Origin of the sequence: Leifsonia sp. Root227 (assembly GCF_001428745.1) — a bacterium.
GTDB lineage: Bacteria > Actinomycetota > Actinomycetes > Actinomycetales > Microbacteriaceae > Leifsonia.
Window position 1 is genome coordinate 176,526 of the sequence record NZ_LMIO01000003.1, and the last position, 15,432, is coordinate 191,957.

At 67.3% G+C, this 15,432-nt stretch carries 19 protein-coding genes; 14 read left to right on the forward strand and 5 right to left on the reverse strand.

What is annotated here, in order from left to right:
* Positions 1-74 precede the first annotated feature (74 nt).
* The 10 genes from secY (at position 75) to ASE16_RS10975 (ending at position 7,262) form a co-directional block, all read left to right on the forward strand.
* Entirely contained in the window at positions 75-1,397 is a 1,323-nt protein-coding gene (gene secY, locus ASE16_RS10930; RefSeq protein WP_055894817.1) for a preprotein translocase subunit SecY, read from the forward strand.
* On the forward strand, positions 1,394-2,002 hold the full coding sequence (locus ASE16_RS10935) for an adenylate kinase (protein WP_200949623.1): 609 nt from the start codon (positions 1,394-1,396) through the stop codon (positions 2,000-2,002). The genes secY and ASE16_RS10935 overlap by 4 nt, the downstream gene beginning before the upstream one ends.
* Positions 2,003-2,008: 6 nt before the next feature.
* Complete coding sequence (map, locus tag ASE16_RS10940; RefSeq protein ID WP_235500463.1) at positions 2,009-2,839, forward strand: type I methionyl aminopeptidase; 831 nt, start codon at positions 2,009-2,011, stop codon at positions 2,837-2,839.
* Positions 2,840-3,025: 186 nt separating this feature from the next.
* Positions 3,026-3,247 (forward strand): translation initiation factor IF-1, encoded by a 222-nt coding sequence (infA, locus tag ASE16_RS10945; protein ID WP_011186713.1) that lies wholly within the window; start codon positions 3,026-3,028, stop codon positions 3,245-3,247.
* A gap of 78 nt (positions 3,248-3,325) precedes the next feature.
* A complete protein-coding gene (gene rpmJ, locus ASE16_RS10950) occupies positions 3,326-3,439 on the forward strand; it encodes a 50S ribosomal protein L36 (protein WP_021759549.1) in 114 nt (37 codons plus the stop codon).
* A 169-nt stretch (positions 3,440-3,608) separates the two neighbouring features.
* Positions 3,609-3,983, forward strand: coding sequence for a 30S ribosomal protein S13 (gene rpsM, locus ASE16_RS10955; RefSeq protein WP_055894822.1), 375 nt, complete (start codon positions 3,609-3,611; stop codon positions 3,981-3,983).
* A gap of 41 nt (positions 3,984-4,024) precedes the next feature.
* Positions 4,025-4,423 (forward strand): 30S ribosomal protein S11, encoded by a 399-nt coding sequence (gene rpsK / locus ASE16_RS10960; protein WP_055821293.1) that lies wholly within the window; start codon positions 4,025-4,027, stop codon positions 4,421-4,423.
* Positions 4,424-4,545: 122 nt separating this feature from the next.
* Entirely contained in the window at positions 4,546-5,541 is a 996-nt protein-coding gene (locus ASE16_RS10965; protein WP_055894825.1) for a DNA-directed RNA polymerase subunit alpha, read from the forward strand.
* A gap of 53 nt (positions 5,542-5,594) precedes the next feature.
* Complete coding sequence (gene rplQ, locus ASE16_RS10970; protein ID WP_055894827.1) at positions 5,595-6,149, forward strand: 50S ribosomal protein L17; 555 nt, start codon at positions 5,595-5,597, stop codon at positions 6,147-6,149.
* A gap of 81 nt (positions 6,150-6,230) precedes the next feature.
* Positions 6,231-7,262 carry a GNAT family N-acetyltransferase gene (locus tag ASE16_RS10975; protein ID WP_055894829.1) on the forward strand — a complete coding sequence of 344 codons (1,032 nt, stop codon included), beginning with the start codon at positions 6,231-6,233 and terminating at the stop codon, positions 7,260-7,262.
* On the opposite strand, the gene ASE16_RS10980 is transcribed toward ASE16_RS10975, so the two are convergent.
* Complete coding sequence (locus ASE16_RS10980; protein ID WP_082581392.1) at positions 7,200-9,323, reverse strand: acyltransferase family protein; 2,124 nt, start codon at positions 9,321-9,323, stop codon at positions 7,200-7,202. The two genes, ASE16_RS10975 and ASE16_RS10980, sit on opposite strands and share 63 nt — an antisense overlap.
* Positions 9,324-9,400: 77 nt before the next feature.
* Between ASE16_RS10980 and truA the strand changes: the two genes are divergently transcribed.
* Positions 9,401-10,270 (forward strand): tRNA pseudouridine(38-40) synthase TruA, encoded by an 870-nt coding sequence (gene truA / locus ASE16_RS10985; protein WP_055894834.1) that lies wholly within the window; start codon positions 9,401-9,403, stop codon positions 10,268-10,270.
* A gap of 7 nt (positions 10,271-10,277) precedes the next feature.
* Here truA and ASE16_RS10990 read toward each other — a convergent pair whose 3' ends face one another.
* Both ASE16_RS10990 and ASE16_RS10995 read right to left on the reverse strand, forming a co-directional pair.
* Entirely contained in the window at positions 10,278-10,940 is a 663-nt protein-coding gene (locus ASE16_RS10990; protein WP_055894836.1) for a response regulator transcription factor, read from the reverse strand.
* The gene (locus ASE16_RS10995; RefSeq protein WP_082581468.1) at positions 10,937-12,139 is read right to left on the reverse strand and encodes a sensor histidine kinase; all 1,203 of its coding nucleotides are present in this window, start codon (positions 12,137-12,139) and stop codon (positions 10,937-10,939) included. Before ASE16_RS10995 ends, ASE16_RS10990 begins: the two co-directional genes overlap by 4 nt.
* 256 nt (positions 12,140-12,395) lie before the next feature.
* On the opposite strand from ASE16_RS10995, the gene rplM reads away from it, so the two are divergent.
* Genes rplM through glmM form a run of 3 tightly spaced genes read left to right on the forward strand, consistent with a single transcriptional unit; the run spans position 12,396 to position 14,776 of the window.
* On the forward strand, positions 12,396-12,842 hold the full coding sequence (gene rplM / locus ASE16_RS11000) for a 50S ribosomal protein L13 (protein WP_055894840.1): 447 nt from the start codon (positions 12,396-12,398) through the stop codon (positions 12,840-12,842).
* 47 nt (positions 12,843-12,889) lie between these two features.
* Positions 12,890-13,387 carry a 30S ribosomal protein S9 gene (rpsI, locus tag ASE16_RS11005; RefSeq protein ID WP_055894843.1) on the forward strand — a complete coding sequence of 166 codons (498 nt, stop codon included), beginning with the start codon at positions 12,890-12,892 and terminating at the stop codon, positions 13,385-13,387.
* Between the two features lie 27 nt (positions 13,388-13,414).
* Positions 13,415-14,776 carry a phosphoglucosamine mutase gene (gene glmM / locus ASE16_RS11010; RefSeq protein WP_055894845.1) on the forward strand — a complete coding sequence of 454 codons (1,362 nt, stop codon included), beginning with the start codon at positions 13,415-13,417 and terminating at the stop codon, positions 14,774-14,776.
* Here the strand turns inward: glmM and ASE16_RS11015 are convergent.
* On the reverse strand, positions 14,773-15,078 hold the full coding sequence (locus tag ASE16_RS11015) for a helix-turn-helix domain-containing protein (protein WP_055894847.1): 306 nt from the start codon (positions 15,076-15,078) through the stop codon (positions 14,773-14,775). The two genes, glmM and ASE16_RS11015, sit on opposite strands and share 4 nt — an antisense overlap.
* Before the next feature lie 17 nt (positions 15,079-15,095).
* Positions 15,096-15,404 carry a helix-turn-helix domain-containing protein gene (locus tag ASE16_RS11020; RefSeq protein WP_055894849.1) on the reverse strand — a complete coding sequence of 103 codons (309 nt, stop codon included), beginning with the start codon at positions 15,402-15,404 and terminating at the stop codon, positions 15,096-15,098.
* Positions 15,405-15,432: the final 28 nt, after the last annotated feature.

Sequence of the window (15,432 nt, forward strand, 5' to 3'; positions counted from 1 at the left end):
AAAGCTGTACAGTCGGGTGACCGGTATTTCTCCGGTCACCCGGCTGACTCCTTACAGGAAAGCAGGACGCACTTTTGTTTAGCGCCGTTGCGCGGATCTTCCGCACACCAGATCTTCGCCGGAAGATCGCCTTCACCTTGGGCGTCATCGCCCTGTTCCGCCTTGGCTCGTTCATCCCGGCGCCGTTCGTCGACTTCGGCAATGTGCAGACCTGTCTCAACGCCAACCAGGACACTTCTGGTCTCTACTCGCTCGTCAACCTGTTCTCGGGTGGCGCGCTCCTCAAACTCTCGATCTTCGCGCTCGGCATCATGCCGTACATCACCGCGTCGATCATCGTGCAGCTGTTGCGCGTGGTCATTCCGCGCTTCGAAACCCTCTACAAGGAGGGTCAGGCCGGTCAGGCCAAGCTCACGCAGTACACGCGTTACCTCACGATCGCACTCGGCGTCCTCCAGTCGACCACGCTGATCACCGTCGCCCGCAGCGGCGCACTCTTCGGCACCACCGCCGTCTCGCAGTGCACGCAGCTCATCACGGACGACTCCTGGTACGCGATCATGCTCATGGTCATCACCATGACAGCCGGTACAGGTCTCATCATGTGGATGGGCGAGCTCGTCACAGAGCGCGGCATCGGCAACGGCATGTCGCTCCTCATCTTCACCTCGATCGCCGCCCAGTTCCCGAGCTCGCTGTGGGCCATCGCCCAGTCGCAGAGCATCGAGACGCTGCTGATCGTGATCGCGATCGGATTGCTGATCGTGATGGCCGTCGTATTCGTCGAGCAGTCGCAGCGGCGCATCCCCGTGCAGTACGCCAAACGGATGGTCGGCAGGCGGACGTACGGCGGCAACAACACGTACATCCCGATCAAGGTCAACATGGCCGGCGTCGTGCCGGTGATCTTCGCGTCGTCGCTGCTCTACCTGCCGGCGCTGATCGCCCAGTTCAACCAGCCGGCCGCCGGCAAGGCGCCTGCACCCTGGGTCACCTGGATCACGAACTACCTCACCAAGGGCGACCACCCGCTCTACATGCTGCTCTACTTCCTGCTGATCGTCGGCTTCACGTACTTCTACGTGGCCATCACGTTCAACCCGGAAGAAGTCGCGGACAACATGAAGAAGTACGGCGGCTTCATCCCCGGCATCCGCGCCGGTCGCCCGACGGCCGAGTACCTCGACTACGTGCTCACCCGCGTCACGCTGCCAGGGTCGATCTATCTGGGACTCGTCGCACTGATTCCTCTGGTAGCCTTCGCGATAATCGGAGCCAGCCAGAACTTCATGTTCGGCGGCACATCCATCCTGATCATCGTCGGTGTCGGATTGGAGACGGTCAAGCAGATCGACTCCCAGCTCCAGCAGCGGCACTACGAAGGGCTTCTGCGTTGACCCGTATGCTGATCGTCGGACCTCCCGGAGCGGGCAAAGGCACTCAGGCCTCGCGCATCACCACCGCATACGGGATCCCCGACATCTCCACGGGCGACATCTTCCGGGCCAACATCAAGAACGAGACGCCGCTCGGCCTGCAGGTCAAGGCGATCGTCGACGCAGGCGATTACGTTCCTGACAGCCTGACCAACGAGCTCGTCACGAACCGCATCGCGGAGGACGACGCAGCCGGCGGTTTCCTCCTGGACGGCTACCCGCGCACGCTCGACCAGGTGGCGTACCTGGACGAGCTGCTGGAGAAGAACGGGCAGAAGCTCGACGCTGTCATCCAGCTCGTTGCCGACCAGGACGAGATCGTCGCCCGCCTCACCAAGCGGGCGCAGGAGCAGGGCCGGGCGGACGACTCGGAGGAGGCCATCCGGCATCGCCAGGAGGTCTACGTCCGTGAGACGTCTCCGCTGATCGACGTCTACCGTCAGCGCGGTCTGCTCGTCGAGGTCGACGGCCTCGGCGACATGGACGAGGTCGCGGCACGCATCACTTCTGCGCTGGCCGAGCGGGGCATCCGCCCTCTCGCCGAGCGCGACCAGTCCGTGGCCTAGGCTCCGTTGGTCTTCAAGCGTTCGATCTACAAGTCGCCTGCGCAGCTCCGGCTGATGGTGCCCCCCGGGCTCGCGACGGCTGCGTCGCTCGACGCCGTCCGGGATGCGCTGGTCGCCGGGGTCACGACACTCCAGCTCGACGAGGTGGCTGAACAGGCCATCGTGGCCGCGGGCGGCAAGCCCAACTTCAAGCTCGAGCACGGCTACCATCACACGATCTGCTCGTCGGTGAACGACGAAGTCGTGCACGGCATCCCTGGAGCGCGCATCCTGCAGCCGGGAGACATCGTGTCGATCGACAGCGGCGCGATCCTCGACGGGTGGAACGGCGACTCGGCGCGGAGCTTCGTGCTCCCCGACCCAGCACGGCCGGAACTCGTCGCCGAGCGGCAGAAGCTCTCCGACGTCACGGAGCAGTCGCTCTGGCACGGTATCGCCAGGCTCGCGACGGCGACGCATCTCAACGAAGTCGGCGAAGCGGTCGAGGACCACATCCTCTCGCAGGGCGCATACGGAATCCTGACGGACTACATCGGACACGGCATCGGGCGCAGAATGCACGAGGAGCCTCCGGTGTTCAACTACCGCGTCCGCGCCAAGGGGCCGGAGGTGAAGCCGGGACTCGTCGTCGCGATCGAGCCGATGGTCGTTCTCGGCGACCCGGAGACGTACGTGAAGGACGACGGCTGGACCGTCGCCACCGAGGACGGATCGTCTGCTGCGCACTGGGAGCACAGCGTCGCCGTGCACAAGGACGGCATCTGGGTGCTGACCGCGGCGGACGGGGGAGCGAAGGGCCTCGCGCCGTTCGGAATCACCCCCGCCCCGATCGCGTGATCTCCCTGGGATTCCCGGTCCGACCTGCTCGTTCGCGGAGAGCGTGCGCAGATCATACACAAGGATTGGCGAAACGCCAGACAATCCCATAAGATTGATCCTTGGTGTCTTAGGCACGTTTCTTGCGTGCCGTCACCACAATCAACGCACGACCAGCAAACCACGACTTTTAGCGACAGTGAGGCTATGGCCAAAAAAGACGGCGTCATCGAGATCGAAGGATCCGTGATCGAGGCTCTTCCCAACGCGATGTTCCGCGTTGAGTTGACCAACGGTCACAAGGTCCTCGCCCACATCTCCGGCAAAATGCGCCAGCACTACATCCGCATCCTCCCCGAGGACCGCGTGATCGTGGAGCTGAGCCCATACGACCTGACCCGTGGCCGGATCGTCTACCGCTACAAGTAAAGGTCTGCTGTAAGTAACGGCCTCGTCACCGGGTAGCCCCTGACGAGGTACGAGGACAGCGAACAAAGGTAAAGAAATATGAAGGTCAAGCCCTCCGTCAAGAAGATCTGCGACAAGTGCAAGGTCATCCGTCGTAACGGCCGGGTCATGGTCATCTGCGAGAACCCGCGCCACAAGCAGCGCCAGGGTTAATCGCGGTTCCGGCCGGTGGGATGCTCTCCCGCCGGCCACCCATAACTCAATATCGAAATATGGCAGTTCCAGATCCCGTGACGCGTGAGCGTCGCGGGGGACACCCCCGGTTGGAGGCCGGGGCACCGGAACTGCTGCAGACCTCCACTCACTCACAGGAGAAGCCACAATGGCACGTCTAGCAGGCGTTGACATCCCGCGCGAGAAGCGCGTGGAAGTCGCACTCACTTACATCTACGGCGTCGGCCGCACGCGGGCTCTGAAGACCCTCGCCGACACCGCAATCGACGGAAACATCCGCGTCAAGGATCTGTCCGACGACCAGCTCGTCGCCCTCCGCGACTACATCGAAGGCAACTTCAAGGTCGAGGGTGACCTCCGCCGCGAGGTCGCGGCCGACATCCGCCGCAAGGTCGAGATCGGCAGCTACGAGGGAATCCGCCACCGCAAGGGCCTCCCGGTCCGCGGTCAGCGCACCAAGACCAACGCTCGCACCCGTAAGGGCCCGAAGCGCACCGTGGCCGGCAAGAAGAAGGCTCGCTAGGCCTTAGCCAGCAGCCTCGCCCATAGGATTCAGGAGAAATCATGGCAGCACCCAAGTCGGCCGTTCGCAAGCCGCGCAAGAAAGAGAAGAAGAACATCGCCGTGGGCCAGGCCCACATCAAGTCGACGTTCAACAACACCATCGTTTCGATCACCGACACCACCGGTGCGGTCATCAGCTGGGCATCGTCCGGCGGTGTCGGCTTCAAGGGTTCGCGCAAGTCGACCCCGTTCGCCGCTCAGCTCGCCGCCGAGTCCGCTGCGCGTCAGGCGCAGGAGCACGGCATGAAGAAGGTCGACGTCTTCGTCAAGGGACCGGGCTCCGGTCGCGAGACCGCGATCCGTTCGCTCCAGGCCGCCGGCCTCGAGGTCGGCTCGATCAACGACGTCACCCCGCAGGCGCACAACGGTTGCCGCCCGCCCAAGCGTCGCCGCGTCTAAGTAGTTCTCTTCCGCCGCAATCGGCGGCGGCCGCGCTGCGGTCGTCGCCGATTGTCCGCGACAACTCAATACCCACTAACGCAAGTGTCATATAGCGGACACTTAGCCGAAAGGAATCAACAGTGCTCATTGCACAGCGTCCTACGCTCGCCGAAGAGAACATTTCCGAGTTCCGCTCGCGGTTCGTGATCGAGCCCCTGGAGCCCGGTTTCGGTTACACGCTCGGCAACTCGCTTCGCCGCACCCTCCTTTCCTCGATCCCCGGCGCGGCTGTCACCAGCATCCGCATCGACGGCGTGCTGCACGAGTTCAGCACGGTCCCGGGTGTCAAGGAAGACGTCACCGAGATCATCCTGAACATCAAGGGACTCGTCGTCTCCAGCGAGCACGACGAGCCGATCACGGCCTACCTCCGCAAGACCGGCTCCGGCCAGGTCACCGCTGCGGACATCTCGGCTCCGGCCGGTGTGGAGATCCACAACCCCGAGCTGGTCATCGCGACGCTCAACGACAAGGCGAAGTTCGAGGTCGAGCTGACCATCGAGCGTGGCCGTGGCTACGTGTCGGCGACCCAGAACCGCAACGAGTACAGCGAAGCCGGTCAGATCCCGATCGACTCGATCTACTCGCCGGTCCTCAAGGTCACCTACCGCGTCGAGGCGACTCGTGCCGGTGAGCGCACCGACTTCGACCGTCTCGTGGTCGACGTCGAGACCAAGCCGGCGATCAGCCCGCGCGACGCCATCGCTTCGGCCGGTCGCACGCTGACCGAGCTGTTCGGTCTGGCCCGCGAGCTCAACACCGCAGCAGAGGGCATCGAGATCGGCCCGGCGCCGGTCGACGCCGTCCTCAGCTCCGAGCTGTCGATGCCGATCGAGGACCTCGACCTGTCGGTCCGCTCGTACAACTGCCTCAAGCGCGAAGGCATCAACACCGTGAGCGAGCTCGTCTCGCTCTCGGAGACGCAGCTGATGAACATCCGCAACTTCGGTCAGAAGTCGGTGGATGAGGTCAAGGACAAGCTGACCGAGATGGGCCTTTCGCTCAAGGACTCGGTCCCCGGCTTCGACGGCGCCCACTTCTACAGCGGCTACGAAGAAGACGAGACCACCATCTGAGGCTTGTCTTCCGACGACGCCTTTTGACTTTTCACACCTGGAGATAACCGATCATGCCTAAGCCCACCAAGGGCCCCCGCCTCGGAGGCGGCCCCGCGCACGAGCGCCTGATGCTCGCCAACCTGGCCGCTGCGCTGTTCACCCACAAGAGCATCAAGACGACCGAGACCAAGGCCAAGCGCCTGCGTCCGATCGCCGAGCGTCTCATCACGTTCGCGAAGCGTGGCGACCTGCACGCTCGCCGTCGCGTGCTCGCCACCATCCACGACAAGGGCGTGGTGCACGAGCTGTTCACCGAGATCGCTCCGCTGGTCGCCGAGCGTGACGGCGGATACACCCGCATCACCAAGCTGGGCTTCCGCAAGGGCGACAACGCTTCGATGGTGCAGATCGAGCTCGTTCTCGAGCCCGTCACCCCGAAGGTGAAGTCGACCAAGTCGGCGAAGGCTGCTGCTCCGAAGGCTGCTCCGGCCGCCGACGAGGCTCCGGCCGAGTCCGCTTCCGCCGAGACTGAGGCCGCTGAGGCCGAGGTCGTCGAGGAGACCACCGCCGACGCAGAGGTCGCCCCGGAGGAGACCACCGCAGAGGCCGAGGCCGAGAAGGCGTAACCTCTCACGGTTCCCGAAGGCCCCGCATCCACTGGATGCGGGGCCTTCGTCGTTCTCCGGCCCTGTCGTTAGGCTGGGGGCATGGCCGACCACCACGACGACCTCCTGCCCGTGAACGAGCGCGTGACCGCTCCCCAGCCGCACACCCCGACGCATCCCCTGATCGCCGAGTGGCGCCCCGCAACGCAGGCGGACGTGGACGCGGTGACCGATGCGCAGCGGGCGATGGATGCGGTGGACCACCCGGAGTGGCTGCACACCCGCGACGAGGTGCAGGAGCTGTTCGACTATTCGTTCGTCGAGCTGGCAGAGGACACGCTTCTCGGTTTCGGGAAGGACGGCGCTCTCGTCGCCGTCGGGGTCACCACGATGCCTCCGCTGCAAGAATCGCTGGTGCGCGTGTTCCTGGAGGGCGGCGTGCATCCAGAGCTGCGCGGCCGCGGCATCGGGCGGGAGTTGCTGGCCTGGTCGAGGGCGCGCGCCGAGCAGAAGCTCGCCGCATCGGAGAAGAAGCTCCCCGCGTGGATCATGGCGTACGCGGACGAGCGCGCGGAGGACGCAGCACGGCTGTTCCACCGCGACGGGTTCGAGACCGCGCGGTACTTCTTCGAGCTGGAGCGCGATCTCGCCGACGCGATCCCCGAGGTCGAGCCGGCGGACGGCATCCGGATCGTCCCCTTCCGGGAGGAACTCACAGCCGCGACCCTGGTGGCGCACAACGACTCGTTCCGCGACCACTGGTCCAGCCAGCCGATGAGCGAGGAGCAGTGGACCGCATGGATCGGCGGCACCTTCCGGCCGGACATCTCGTTCCTCGCGCTGGACGGCGACGAGGTCGTCGGTTTCGTGCTGAACCAGGTGAACGAGGGCGACTGGGAGACGCAAGGGTTCACCGGGGCGTACATCGGCATGGTCGGCACCATCCGCAGCGCGCGTGGCAAGCGGATCGCGCCGGCGCTGCTCGGCAGGGCGATGGAGGCGTGCAAGGCGCTCGGCTGGGAGAAGGTGACGCTGTCGGTGGATGCGGAGAACCCGTCCGGCGCGCTCGGTCTATACACCGGGATGGGCTTCGTCCGCACGAACGCCGAGCTCAGCCTGGTGCGGGTGTACTGAGTCCCCGCGATCCCGTGGCTCACTGGGGGCGCGGGCCCGCCTTGTCCCACGGGTCGGCGACGCGGACGGGGAGTTGGCTGCCAGCTTCAGCAGTGCGTCCCTGAGTGCGTCCGCGTAGACGAGGCCACCGCGGTGGCCGGGGTGGATCTGGTCGTCGGCGAGAAGGTCGAGGTGGCCGGCGATGTCCTCTCGCCAGGGTGCGATCGCGACCTGCTTCGGGTGAGCGGCGGCGAAACCGGCGATGGTGGTGTTGACCCCATCTGTCCAGGAGCGCGGCGCCTGCACGGTGACGAGGACGAGCTTCCTGTTCGGACCGATCGCGTCGGTGAGTGCGCCGAGGGTGTCCTCACCGATCGAGCCGTTCGTGCCGAGACCGACCAGCACGACGGGGCGGAGCTCGCCCGCAGCAGCAGCGGCGCGGACCAAGGCGGGTGCGGCGCTCATCTGGCGGGACACCACCGCGTCGATCCGGATGCCGGGGTAGCGCTCCTGCAGTGCCGGTGCAGATGCGAGCATCACCGAGTCGCCGAACGCCGAGATGTCGGCGCCGGTGGCGACAGGCTGCGGGTCGGGTGGGACGCGCAGGTGCGGACGGTCGTGAGGGACCGCCCCTCCCGCGTTCGGCTGCGCGCCGGGGCTTTGACCGCCGAGCGACGCTGCGCCGCTCTCGATGAGGCGCTGTGCTCCGGTGGCGGACGGCGCGACGATCATCGCGGCGACGGTCGCGACCGAGAGCAGCGCTGCCGCGCTCGCGACCGCGATGCCCCCAGCGCGTGCGGCGCGGGATGCGCGCATCCGGCTGCGGGCGGCGGCGAGGACGCCGCGCATCCCGTGCCTGCGGATCGGCTGCTCCACCCAGCGGTAGGAGAGGAAGGCGGCGGCGGACGCGATGGCCAGGGCGCCGAATCCGACGATGGGCGCCATCACGGGGTCGTGCTCGTTCGGAACGACGGCGCAGACGAGCACGAAGACCGGCCAGTGCCAGAGGTACAGCCCGTACGAGCGCGCGCCGACGGCCTGGAGCGGACGCGCGTCGAGGACGCGGCCGAGCCGGGCGCCGGGCGCGACCGCCGCCCAGATCGCGAACGCGCTGAGGACGCTCACCAGCACCAGGCCGCCGCGGTAGGTGAAGGCCGCGTCGTCGCGCAGCAGCACACACGCCACGACCAACCCGGTGAGGGAGAGCGCGCCGAGCGGTGGCAGCCAGCGCCGGACGAACACCTGCATCGCCGTCTCGCCTGCGTCGAGGTCGAGCGGCCTGGCGCGGGCGATCAGGATGGCGAGCGCTGCGCCGATCGCCAGCCCGAAGCTGTGTGTGTCAGAGCCGAAGTACACGCGGGTGGGGTCGCCCCCTGCCGGGTACTCGGCGAACATCGCGACGGCGGATGCCAAAGCGACGAGCGAGACCACCGCGAGCCGTGCCCACCACTGCCGCAGCAGCGCGATGGCCAGGATGACGAGCGGCCAGACGAGGTAGAACTGCTCCTCGACCGCCAGCGACCAGAGATTACGGTACAGCTCAGGTGCATCCTGGGCGAAGTAGCTGCTGTCCGCAGCGATCGACAGCCAGTTGGCGCTGAACGTCGCCGCTCCGAGGATCTGCCTCGGCAGCCCGACGAGCACGTCGCCGCCCACGGCCAGTGCGACGGCGGAGCAGACGACGACGAGCACCACGATCGCTGGCACGAGGCGTCGCGCCCTTCGCATCCAGAAGCTGCGCAGGTCGATCTGTCCTGTGCTGGAGCGTTCGCGCATCAGCAGACTGGTGATGAGGAACCCGCTCACCACGAAGAAGATGTCGACGCCGATGAAGCCTCCGGGCAGGATGCCGGGGAACAGGTGGTAGACGAGCACGGCGGCGACGGCGAGAGCGCGCAGCCCGTCGAGGCCGGCGTAGCGGCGGGCCGCCCTGCCTGCGAACGGCGGGTGCCCGGCCGGCCGGACAGCGATGGCGGGACGGACGGTGAGCCGTTGGGGGGACGCCGGATGCTGTCGAACGGGATGCGGTGGGTGGATTCTGGTGGGCGCTGTGCTGGGGGAGGGAGAAGTCTGTGGAGTCATAGCGGGTCGGGGGATCGCGAAGGGACCACGATAGCAACGGCTCCTGACAGTGGTCGGCCCTTCCGTAGAATCGTGATGTGAACGACCTGGTGACGACCCGCTTCCGCCTCGACATTGCGTACCAGGGCACCGAGTTCAACGGCTGGGCGCGCCAGCCGGGGCAGCGGACCGTGCAGGGCGAGCTGGAGTCGGCCCTCGCGACGATCTTCCGACGGTACGGCGACGCGCCCATCCTGACCGTCGCCGGACGCACGGATGCCGGCGTCCACGCGACAGGGCAGGTCGCCCACGTGGACCTCACGGAACCGCAGGTCGCCGTCCTGCGCCGCCGCAGGGGCTCGCTGCCTGTCCTCCCCGCTGCCGAGGTGCTGGCGCGCAGGGTCAACGGGGTCCTCGGCCCCGTGCCCGACGTGATCGTCACGGCGGCGAGCATCGCGCCGGACGGCTTCGACGCGCGGTTCTCCGCGATCTGGCGGCGTTATGAATACCGCATCGCCGACACGGCATCCCTCCGCGACCCGCTGCAGCGGCACCGCACCGCCTGGGTCTCCTCCGCGCTCGACGTCGAGGCGATGGATGCGGCGGCGCTCGGCCTGCTCGGGCTCCACGACTTCGCGAGCTACTGCAAGCCCCGCGAGGGCGCGACGACCATCAGGACCCTGCAGAACTTCGGCTGGGGCCGGGACGACGACGGGGTGCTCGTGGCTGAGGTGAAGGCCGACGCGTTCTGCCACAGCATGGTGCGCTCGCTCGTCGGAGCGTGCGTCGGGGTCGGCAACGGCAAGCTGACACCGGAAGAGCTGGTGGCGCTGCGCGACGGGCAGCAGCGCACCAACGCGTTCGCGGTGATGCCCGCCCGCGGCCTGACGCTCCAGCAGGTCGGTTACCCAGATGATGTCGGGCTCGCGATCCGCGCGGAGCAGACCAGGGCGCGCCGGACGCTCTAGGCCGGGCTCAGCGCACCAGCCCGTTCTCGTAGGCGAACGCGACGAGCTGCACGCGCGACGTGAGCGCCAGCTTCGCCAGGATGCTCCGCATGTGACTCTTCACCGTCGCCTCGCTGATGTATGCCGTCTGGCCGACCTCGGCGTTGCTGAGCCCGCGCGCCGCGAGGAGGAAGACCTCCTTTTCTCTGGCGGAGAGGTCGGCGATCGCGTCGGGCACGGGGGCACGCCGTTGCCCGCCGAACAACTCTGCGGTGTCTTTCGGGGCGATCACCGCGTGACCGGCGTCGACCGTGCGGATGGCGGCGAGCACGAACTCGGGCGTCGTGTCCTTCATGATGAACCCGGATGCGCCGGCCCGCACAGCGCGGGCGACGGCCTCGTCCCGCTGGAACGTCGTGAGCACGATGATCTTCGGGGCACTGTCCTGGCCGGCGCCGTCCCGCTGGACACCGGACAGGATGCGCTCGGTCGCCGCGATGCCGTCGAGCACGGGCATCCGCACATCCATCAGCACCACGTCCGGTCTTTCGCGCTCGACCAGGGCGACCGCCGCCTCCCCATCGTGCGCAGACCCCACGAACGCGAGGTCGGGCTGCGACTCGATCAGCATGGCGAGGCCGGAGCAGAAGAGCACCTGGTCGTCGACGACGGCCACCCGGATCGCGCTCACGACGCCTGCCCGACCGCCGCGGTGGGGATGAACGCGGTGACGACGTATCCGCCTGGCACGTCGTCGTCGATCCCCGCGGTGAGCCAACCGCCCGCGAGCCGTGCCCGTTCGTGCATCCCGTACAGGCCGCGCGACTTCGTGGTCTGCGTCTCCCGCTCCCCTGGAGTGCCGCTGGAGGTCACCGCGATGGCGAGGCCCTGGCCGCGCCAGTCGAGCGAGACGCGGGCGGACGGCTCCGTCCCCGCGTGCTTGAGCGCGTTCGTCAGGCTCTCCTGCACGATCCGGTAGACGGCGAGCTCCTGCGCTCGGGTCAGCGGGTCGGCGTCTCCGAACTGCTCGAGCTCGACGGCGAGCCCTGCCGTCCGCATCCGTTCGACCAGCTCGCCGACGTCGTCGACAGTCGGGGTGGAGTGGCCGATGGGGTCGGCGACAAGAGTCTGGATGAGCATCCGCACCTCCGTGAGCGAGGTGCGGGCGGACGCGGCGATGTTCTCCAGCGACTCGGAGACCGCCTCCGGGCGGGCCGGAGCGACGAACCGCGCGCCGTCCGCCTGGGCGATGATGACGGACAGCGAGTGCGCCATGATGTCGTGCACGTCCTGGGCGATCCTGTCGCGCTCCTGTGAGACGAGCAGGTCGACCTCTGCGCTGCGCAGCTCGTCGGTGGTCTGGGCGAGGAGCGCTTCGCTGCGCAGCTTCTGCTGCCAGGCGCGGCCGAAGAAGCCGAGCAGCCAGGCGCAGACGAATGCAAGGAGCGAGGTGGCGAGAACGAAAAGGCTGTCGAGAGTTATCGGTCCACCGGCGAAGGGTGTGGAAACCGCCAGTGCGATCGCGAATGCGAATGACAAAGCCCGCCACCTGCTCGGGATGAACGCGCTGACGCCGATCACCACCAGGAGGAAACCGACCGCCATCGGCCAGTCCGTCGATCCGTATCCCGCCCCGAAGGCCGCCGCGGGAACGAGCAATTGACCGACTGCCACGACGATGGAGACGCCCATTGCGATCATCGGCCAGATCCGGCAGATCGCGATGGCGAAGGAGAGGCCGAGTAGCGCAGCCCACCATGGCAGGGTGTAGCGGAGCGTTCCTGCGACGAGCTGGTGCCGCCCGACCTCGGCGAACGCCCAGAACAGGAAGAACGCGATCGCGATCACGGGCTCGATGGAGCGCTGAGCGACGGGGAATAGCTTGACCATGCGCATCACGCTATGGTGCTGACGGAGCAGGCGCATCGCATTCGCCCGGTTTTCAACCCTGGGGCTGAGTGCTTCCCGCCCGCGGTTTGACCGGCATCCCGCCTGTCGCGTACTATTGATCTTTGGTGTCCGCGCCTCTGCGGTGCGACACACGAACGTGAGCCCTCCGAAGGGCAGGTTCCCTCCTCCAGGAGTGGAACAGCCAGGGAGTGGGATTCACGAACACCTCCGTTCGATACAGAAAGCAGCCACTACTGTGACGCGCACTTACACCCCGAAGGCAGACGAGATCCAGCGCGACTGGGTCATCATCGACGCGACTGACGTCGTGCTCGGCCGTCTCGCCAGCCACACCGCCGCTCTCCTCCGTGGAAAGCACAAGGCGACGTTCGCCCCCCACATGGACTCCGGCGACTTCGTCATCATCGTCAACGCGGACAAGGTCGCCCTCACCGGCGCCAAGGCTGCGCAGAAGAAGGCGTACCGCCACTCCGGTTACCCGGGCGGCCTCACGGCTGTCACCTACGCCGAGCTCCTCGAGAAGAACCCGATCCGCGCTGTGGAGAAGGCTGTCCGTGGAATGCTCCCCAAGAACTCGATCGGCCGCGCCCAGCTCCGCAAGCTGAAGGTCTACACGGGAAGCGAGCACCCGCACGCCGCCCAGCAGCCGAAGCCGTACACCCTCGGCCAGGTCGCTCAGTAAGCGACCGACAGACCTTTCAGACTCAGAGATAAAGGATTATCACCATCGTGGCGAAGATCGCAGACAGCATCGAGTCGGCCCAGGCCGACAACGTCGAGTCCTACTCGACCGAGACCCCGGCCTCCGAGGCCCCCCAGGCGCAGCGTCCCGTCCTCACCGTTCCCGGTGCGGCCGTCGGCCGTCGCAAGCAGGCCATCGCCCGCGCGCGCCTCGTTCCCGGCTCCGGCAGCATCACGGTCAACGGCCGTGAGTTCGCCGACTACTTCCCGAACAAGCTGCACCAGCAGCTGATCACCGACCCGTTCAAGGTCCTCGACCTCATCGGCGGCTACGACGTCATCGCACGCATCACCGGTGGTGGCCCCTCCGGCCAGGCCGGCGCGCTGCGCCTGGCGATCGCTCGTGCCCTCAACGAGATCGACCGCGAGAACAACCGTGCCACCCTCAAGAAGGCAGGCTTCCTCACTCGTGACGCTCGCGTCATCGAGCGCAAGAAGGCCGGTCTCAAGAAGGCCCGCAAGGCGTCGCAGTTCTCCAAGCGCTAAGCGTCGACAGCGCTTAGGCTTCGGTTCATGCCACGCCTCTTCGGAACCGACGGAGTCCGCGGACTCGCGAACGGTAGTCTCACCGCCGACCTCGCGCTCGGCCTTGCTCAGGCAGCTGCTGCTGTCCTGACGCAAGGCCGCAGCGCGGAGGCGCGGCGTGCCGCGGGCAAGCGCCCGTCGGCGATCGTCGCCCGTGACCCTCGTGTCTCGGGCGAGTTCATTTCTGCGGCCGTGTCCGCCGGGCTCGCCAGCTCCGGCATCGACGTGTACGACGCCGGGGTCATCCCGACGCCGGCGGCCGCGTTCCTGATCGCGGACTTCGACGCCGACTTCGGCGTGATGGTCTCCGCATCGCACAACCCGGCGCCGGACAACGGCATCAAGATCTTCGCCCGTGGCGGCACCAAGCTGCCCGACATCGTGGAGAACAGGATCGAGGAGCACCTCTCCCTCGAGAAGCTGGCTCCGACCGGCGCGGCCGTCGGGCGCATCCGTCGCTTCGCCGACGCGGAGGACCGCTACGTCCTGCACCTGCTGGCGAGCCTGCCGCACCGCCTCGACGGCATCCACGTCGTCCTCGACTGCGCCCACGGTGCAGCCGCCGGCGTCTCGCCTGAGGTGTTCACGGATGCGGGCGCCCGCGTCACCGTCATCGGCGACTCGCCGGACGGGATGAACATCAACGACGGGGTGGGCTCGACGCACCTCGACAACCTCGCCGCCGCCGTTCTGGCGGCGGGCGCGGACGTCGGCATCGCGCACGACGGCGACGCCGACCGCTGCCTCGCGATCGACGCGAACGGCAACGTGGTCGACGGCGACCAGATCATGGCGATCCTGGCGGTCGGCATGAAGCAGCGCGGCAAGCTCCGCGACGACACGCTCGTCGCCACGGTGATGAGCAACCTCGGGCTGAAGCTCGCGATGCGCGACCACGGCATCCGGGTGGTCGAGACGGCGGTCGGCGACCGCTACGTGCTCGAGGAGATGAACCAGAACGACTACTCCCTCGGTGGAGAGCAGTCCGGGCACGTCATCATGCGCGAGTTCGCCACGACCGGCGACGGCATCCTGACCGGCCTGCACCTGCTCAGTGAGATGGCGCGCCAGGGCAAGTCCCTCGCGGAGCTCGCCCAGGTGATGACCGTGTACCCGCAGGTGATGGTGAACGTCAAGAACGTCGACCACCACGCTGTTCACACGGACGACGGCCTCAAGGCGGCCGTGCAGACGGCGGAGGCGACGCTCGGCGACACCGGACGCGTCCTCCTGCGCCCGTCCGGCACGGAGCCGCTGGTGCGCGTGATGGTCGAGGCGGCGGACATCCACACGGCAGAGCGCCTCGCAGAGGAGCTCGCGACCGTCGTGCGCGATCGGCTGTCGCTCTAGCGATTTCTGCGGCCGCGGGCTTCGATGAAGTCCGCGGCCGTGAACACGCGCTCCGACGGCGGAAGCATGTCCGTGCCGGTCAGTCCTGCGGTGAGGGCGCCCAGGTCGGTGCCGAGCACGGTGGACACCTGCACGAGCGTCTCCAGGGTCGGGTTGCTCTGGCCGCGCTCGAGCTTGCCGTAGTTCGCGACGTCCATCCCCGCGAGGTGCGCGATGTCCGCCTGAGGAAGGCCGAGGGTGATCCTGGCATCCCTGATGCGGTCGCCGAGGATCGCTGCGGCGTTCGAACGCTGTGTCGGCACGATGTCTCCCGGTCGGCTCAGCGGCCGCCCGCCGCCTTCCTGGATGCGATGAAATCGGCGACCGTGTACGACCGTGTGCGCTTCGGCAGCAGTTCGTCGCCGTAGAGGCCCTTGAGCAGGTCGCCTGGATCGACGTTCAGCGCTGTCGCCAGGCGCACGATCGTGTGGAGCTCGGCGTTGGCCTCCCCGCGCTCGATCCGTCCGTAGTTGGTCGAGTGCATGTCGGCAAGGTGCGCTGCGTCCTCTTGGGAGAGGCCGAGGGTGATCCTGGCCGCGCGCACGCGCTCGCCGAACAGCTCGGCGGCGCGAGAGTGTGGAGCGGCCATACCTCATGATGGAATAACGCGCGCTTTA

Bases quoted from the DNA above. Each gene is read 5' to 3' on its own strand.
- infA (WP_011186713.1), top strand. From the start codon at position 3,026: ATGGCCAAAAAAGACGGCGTCATCGAGATCGAAGGATCCGTGATCGAG.
- rpmJ (WP_021759549.1), top strand. From the start codon at position 3,326: ATGAAGGTCAAGCCCTCCGTCAAGAAGATCTGCGACAAGTGCAAGGTC.
- rpsM (WP_055894822.1), top strand. From the start codon at position 3,609: ATGGCACGTCTAGCAGGCGTTGACATCCCGCGCGAGAAGCGCGTGGAA.
- rpsK (WP_055821293.1), top strand. From the start codon at position 4,025: ATGGCAGCACCCAAGTCGGCCGTTCGCAAGCCGCGCAAGAAAGAGAAG.
- rplQ (WP_055894827.1), top strand. From the start codon at position 5,595: ATGCCTAAGCCCACCAAGGGCCCCCGCCTCGGAGGCGGCCCCGCGCAC.
- ASE16_RS10975 (WP_055894829.1), top strand. From the start codon at position 6,231: ATGGCCGACCACCACGACGACCTCCTGCCCGTGAACGAGCGCGTGACC.
- ASE16_RS10980 (WP_082581392.1), bottom strand. From the start codon at position 9,323: ATGACTCCACAGACTTCTCCCTCCCCCAGCACAGCGCCCACCAGAATC.
- ASE16_RS10995 (WP_082581468.1), bottom strand. From the start codon at position 12,139: ATGGTCAAGCTATTCCCCGTCGCTCAGCGCTCCATCGAGCCCGTGATC.
- glmM (WP_055894845.1), top strand. From the start codon at position 13,415: ATGCCACGCCTCTTCGGAACCGACGGAGTCCGCGGACTCGCGAACGGT.
- ASE16_RS11020 (WP_055894849.1), bottom strand. From the start codon at position 15,404: ATGGCCGCTCCACACTCTCGCGCCGCCGAGCTGTTCGGCGAGCGCGTG.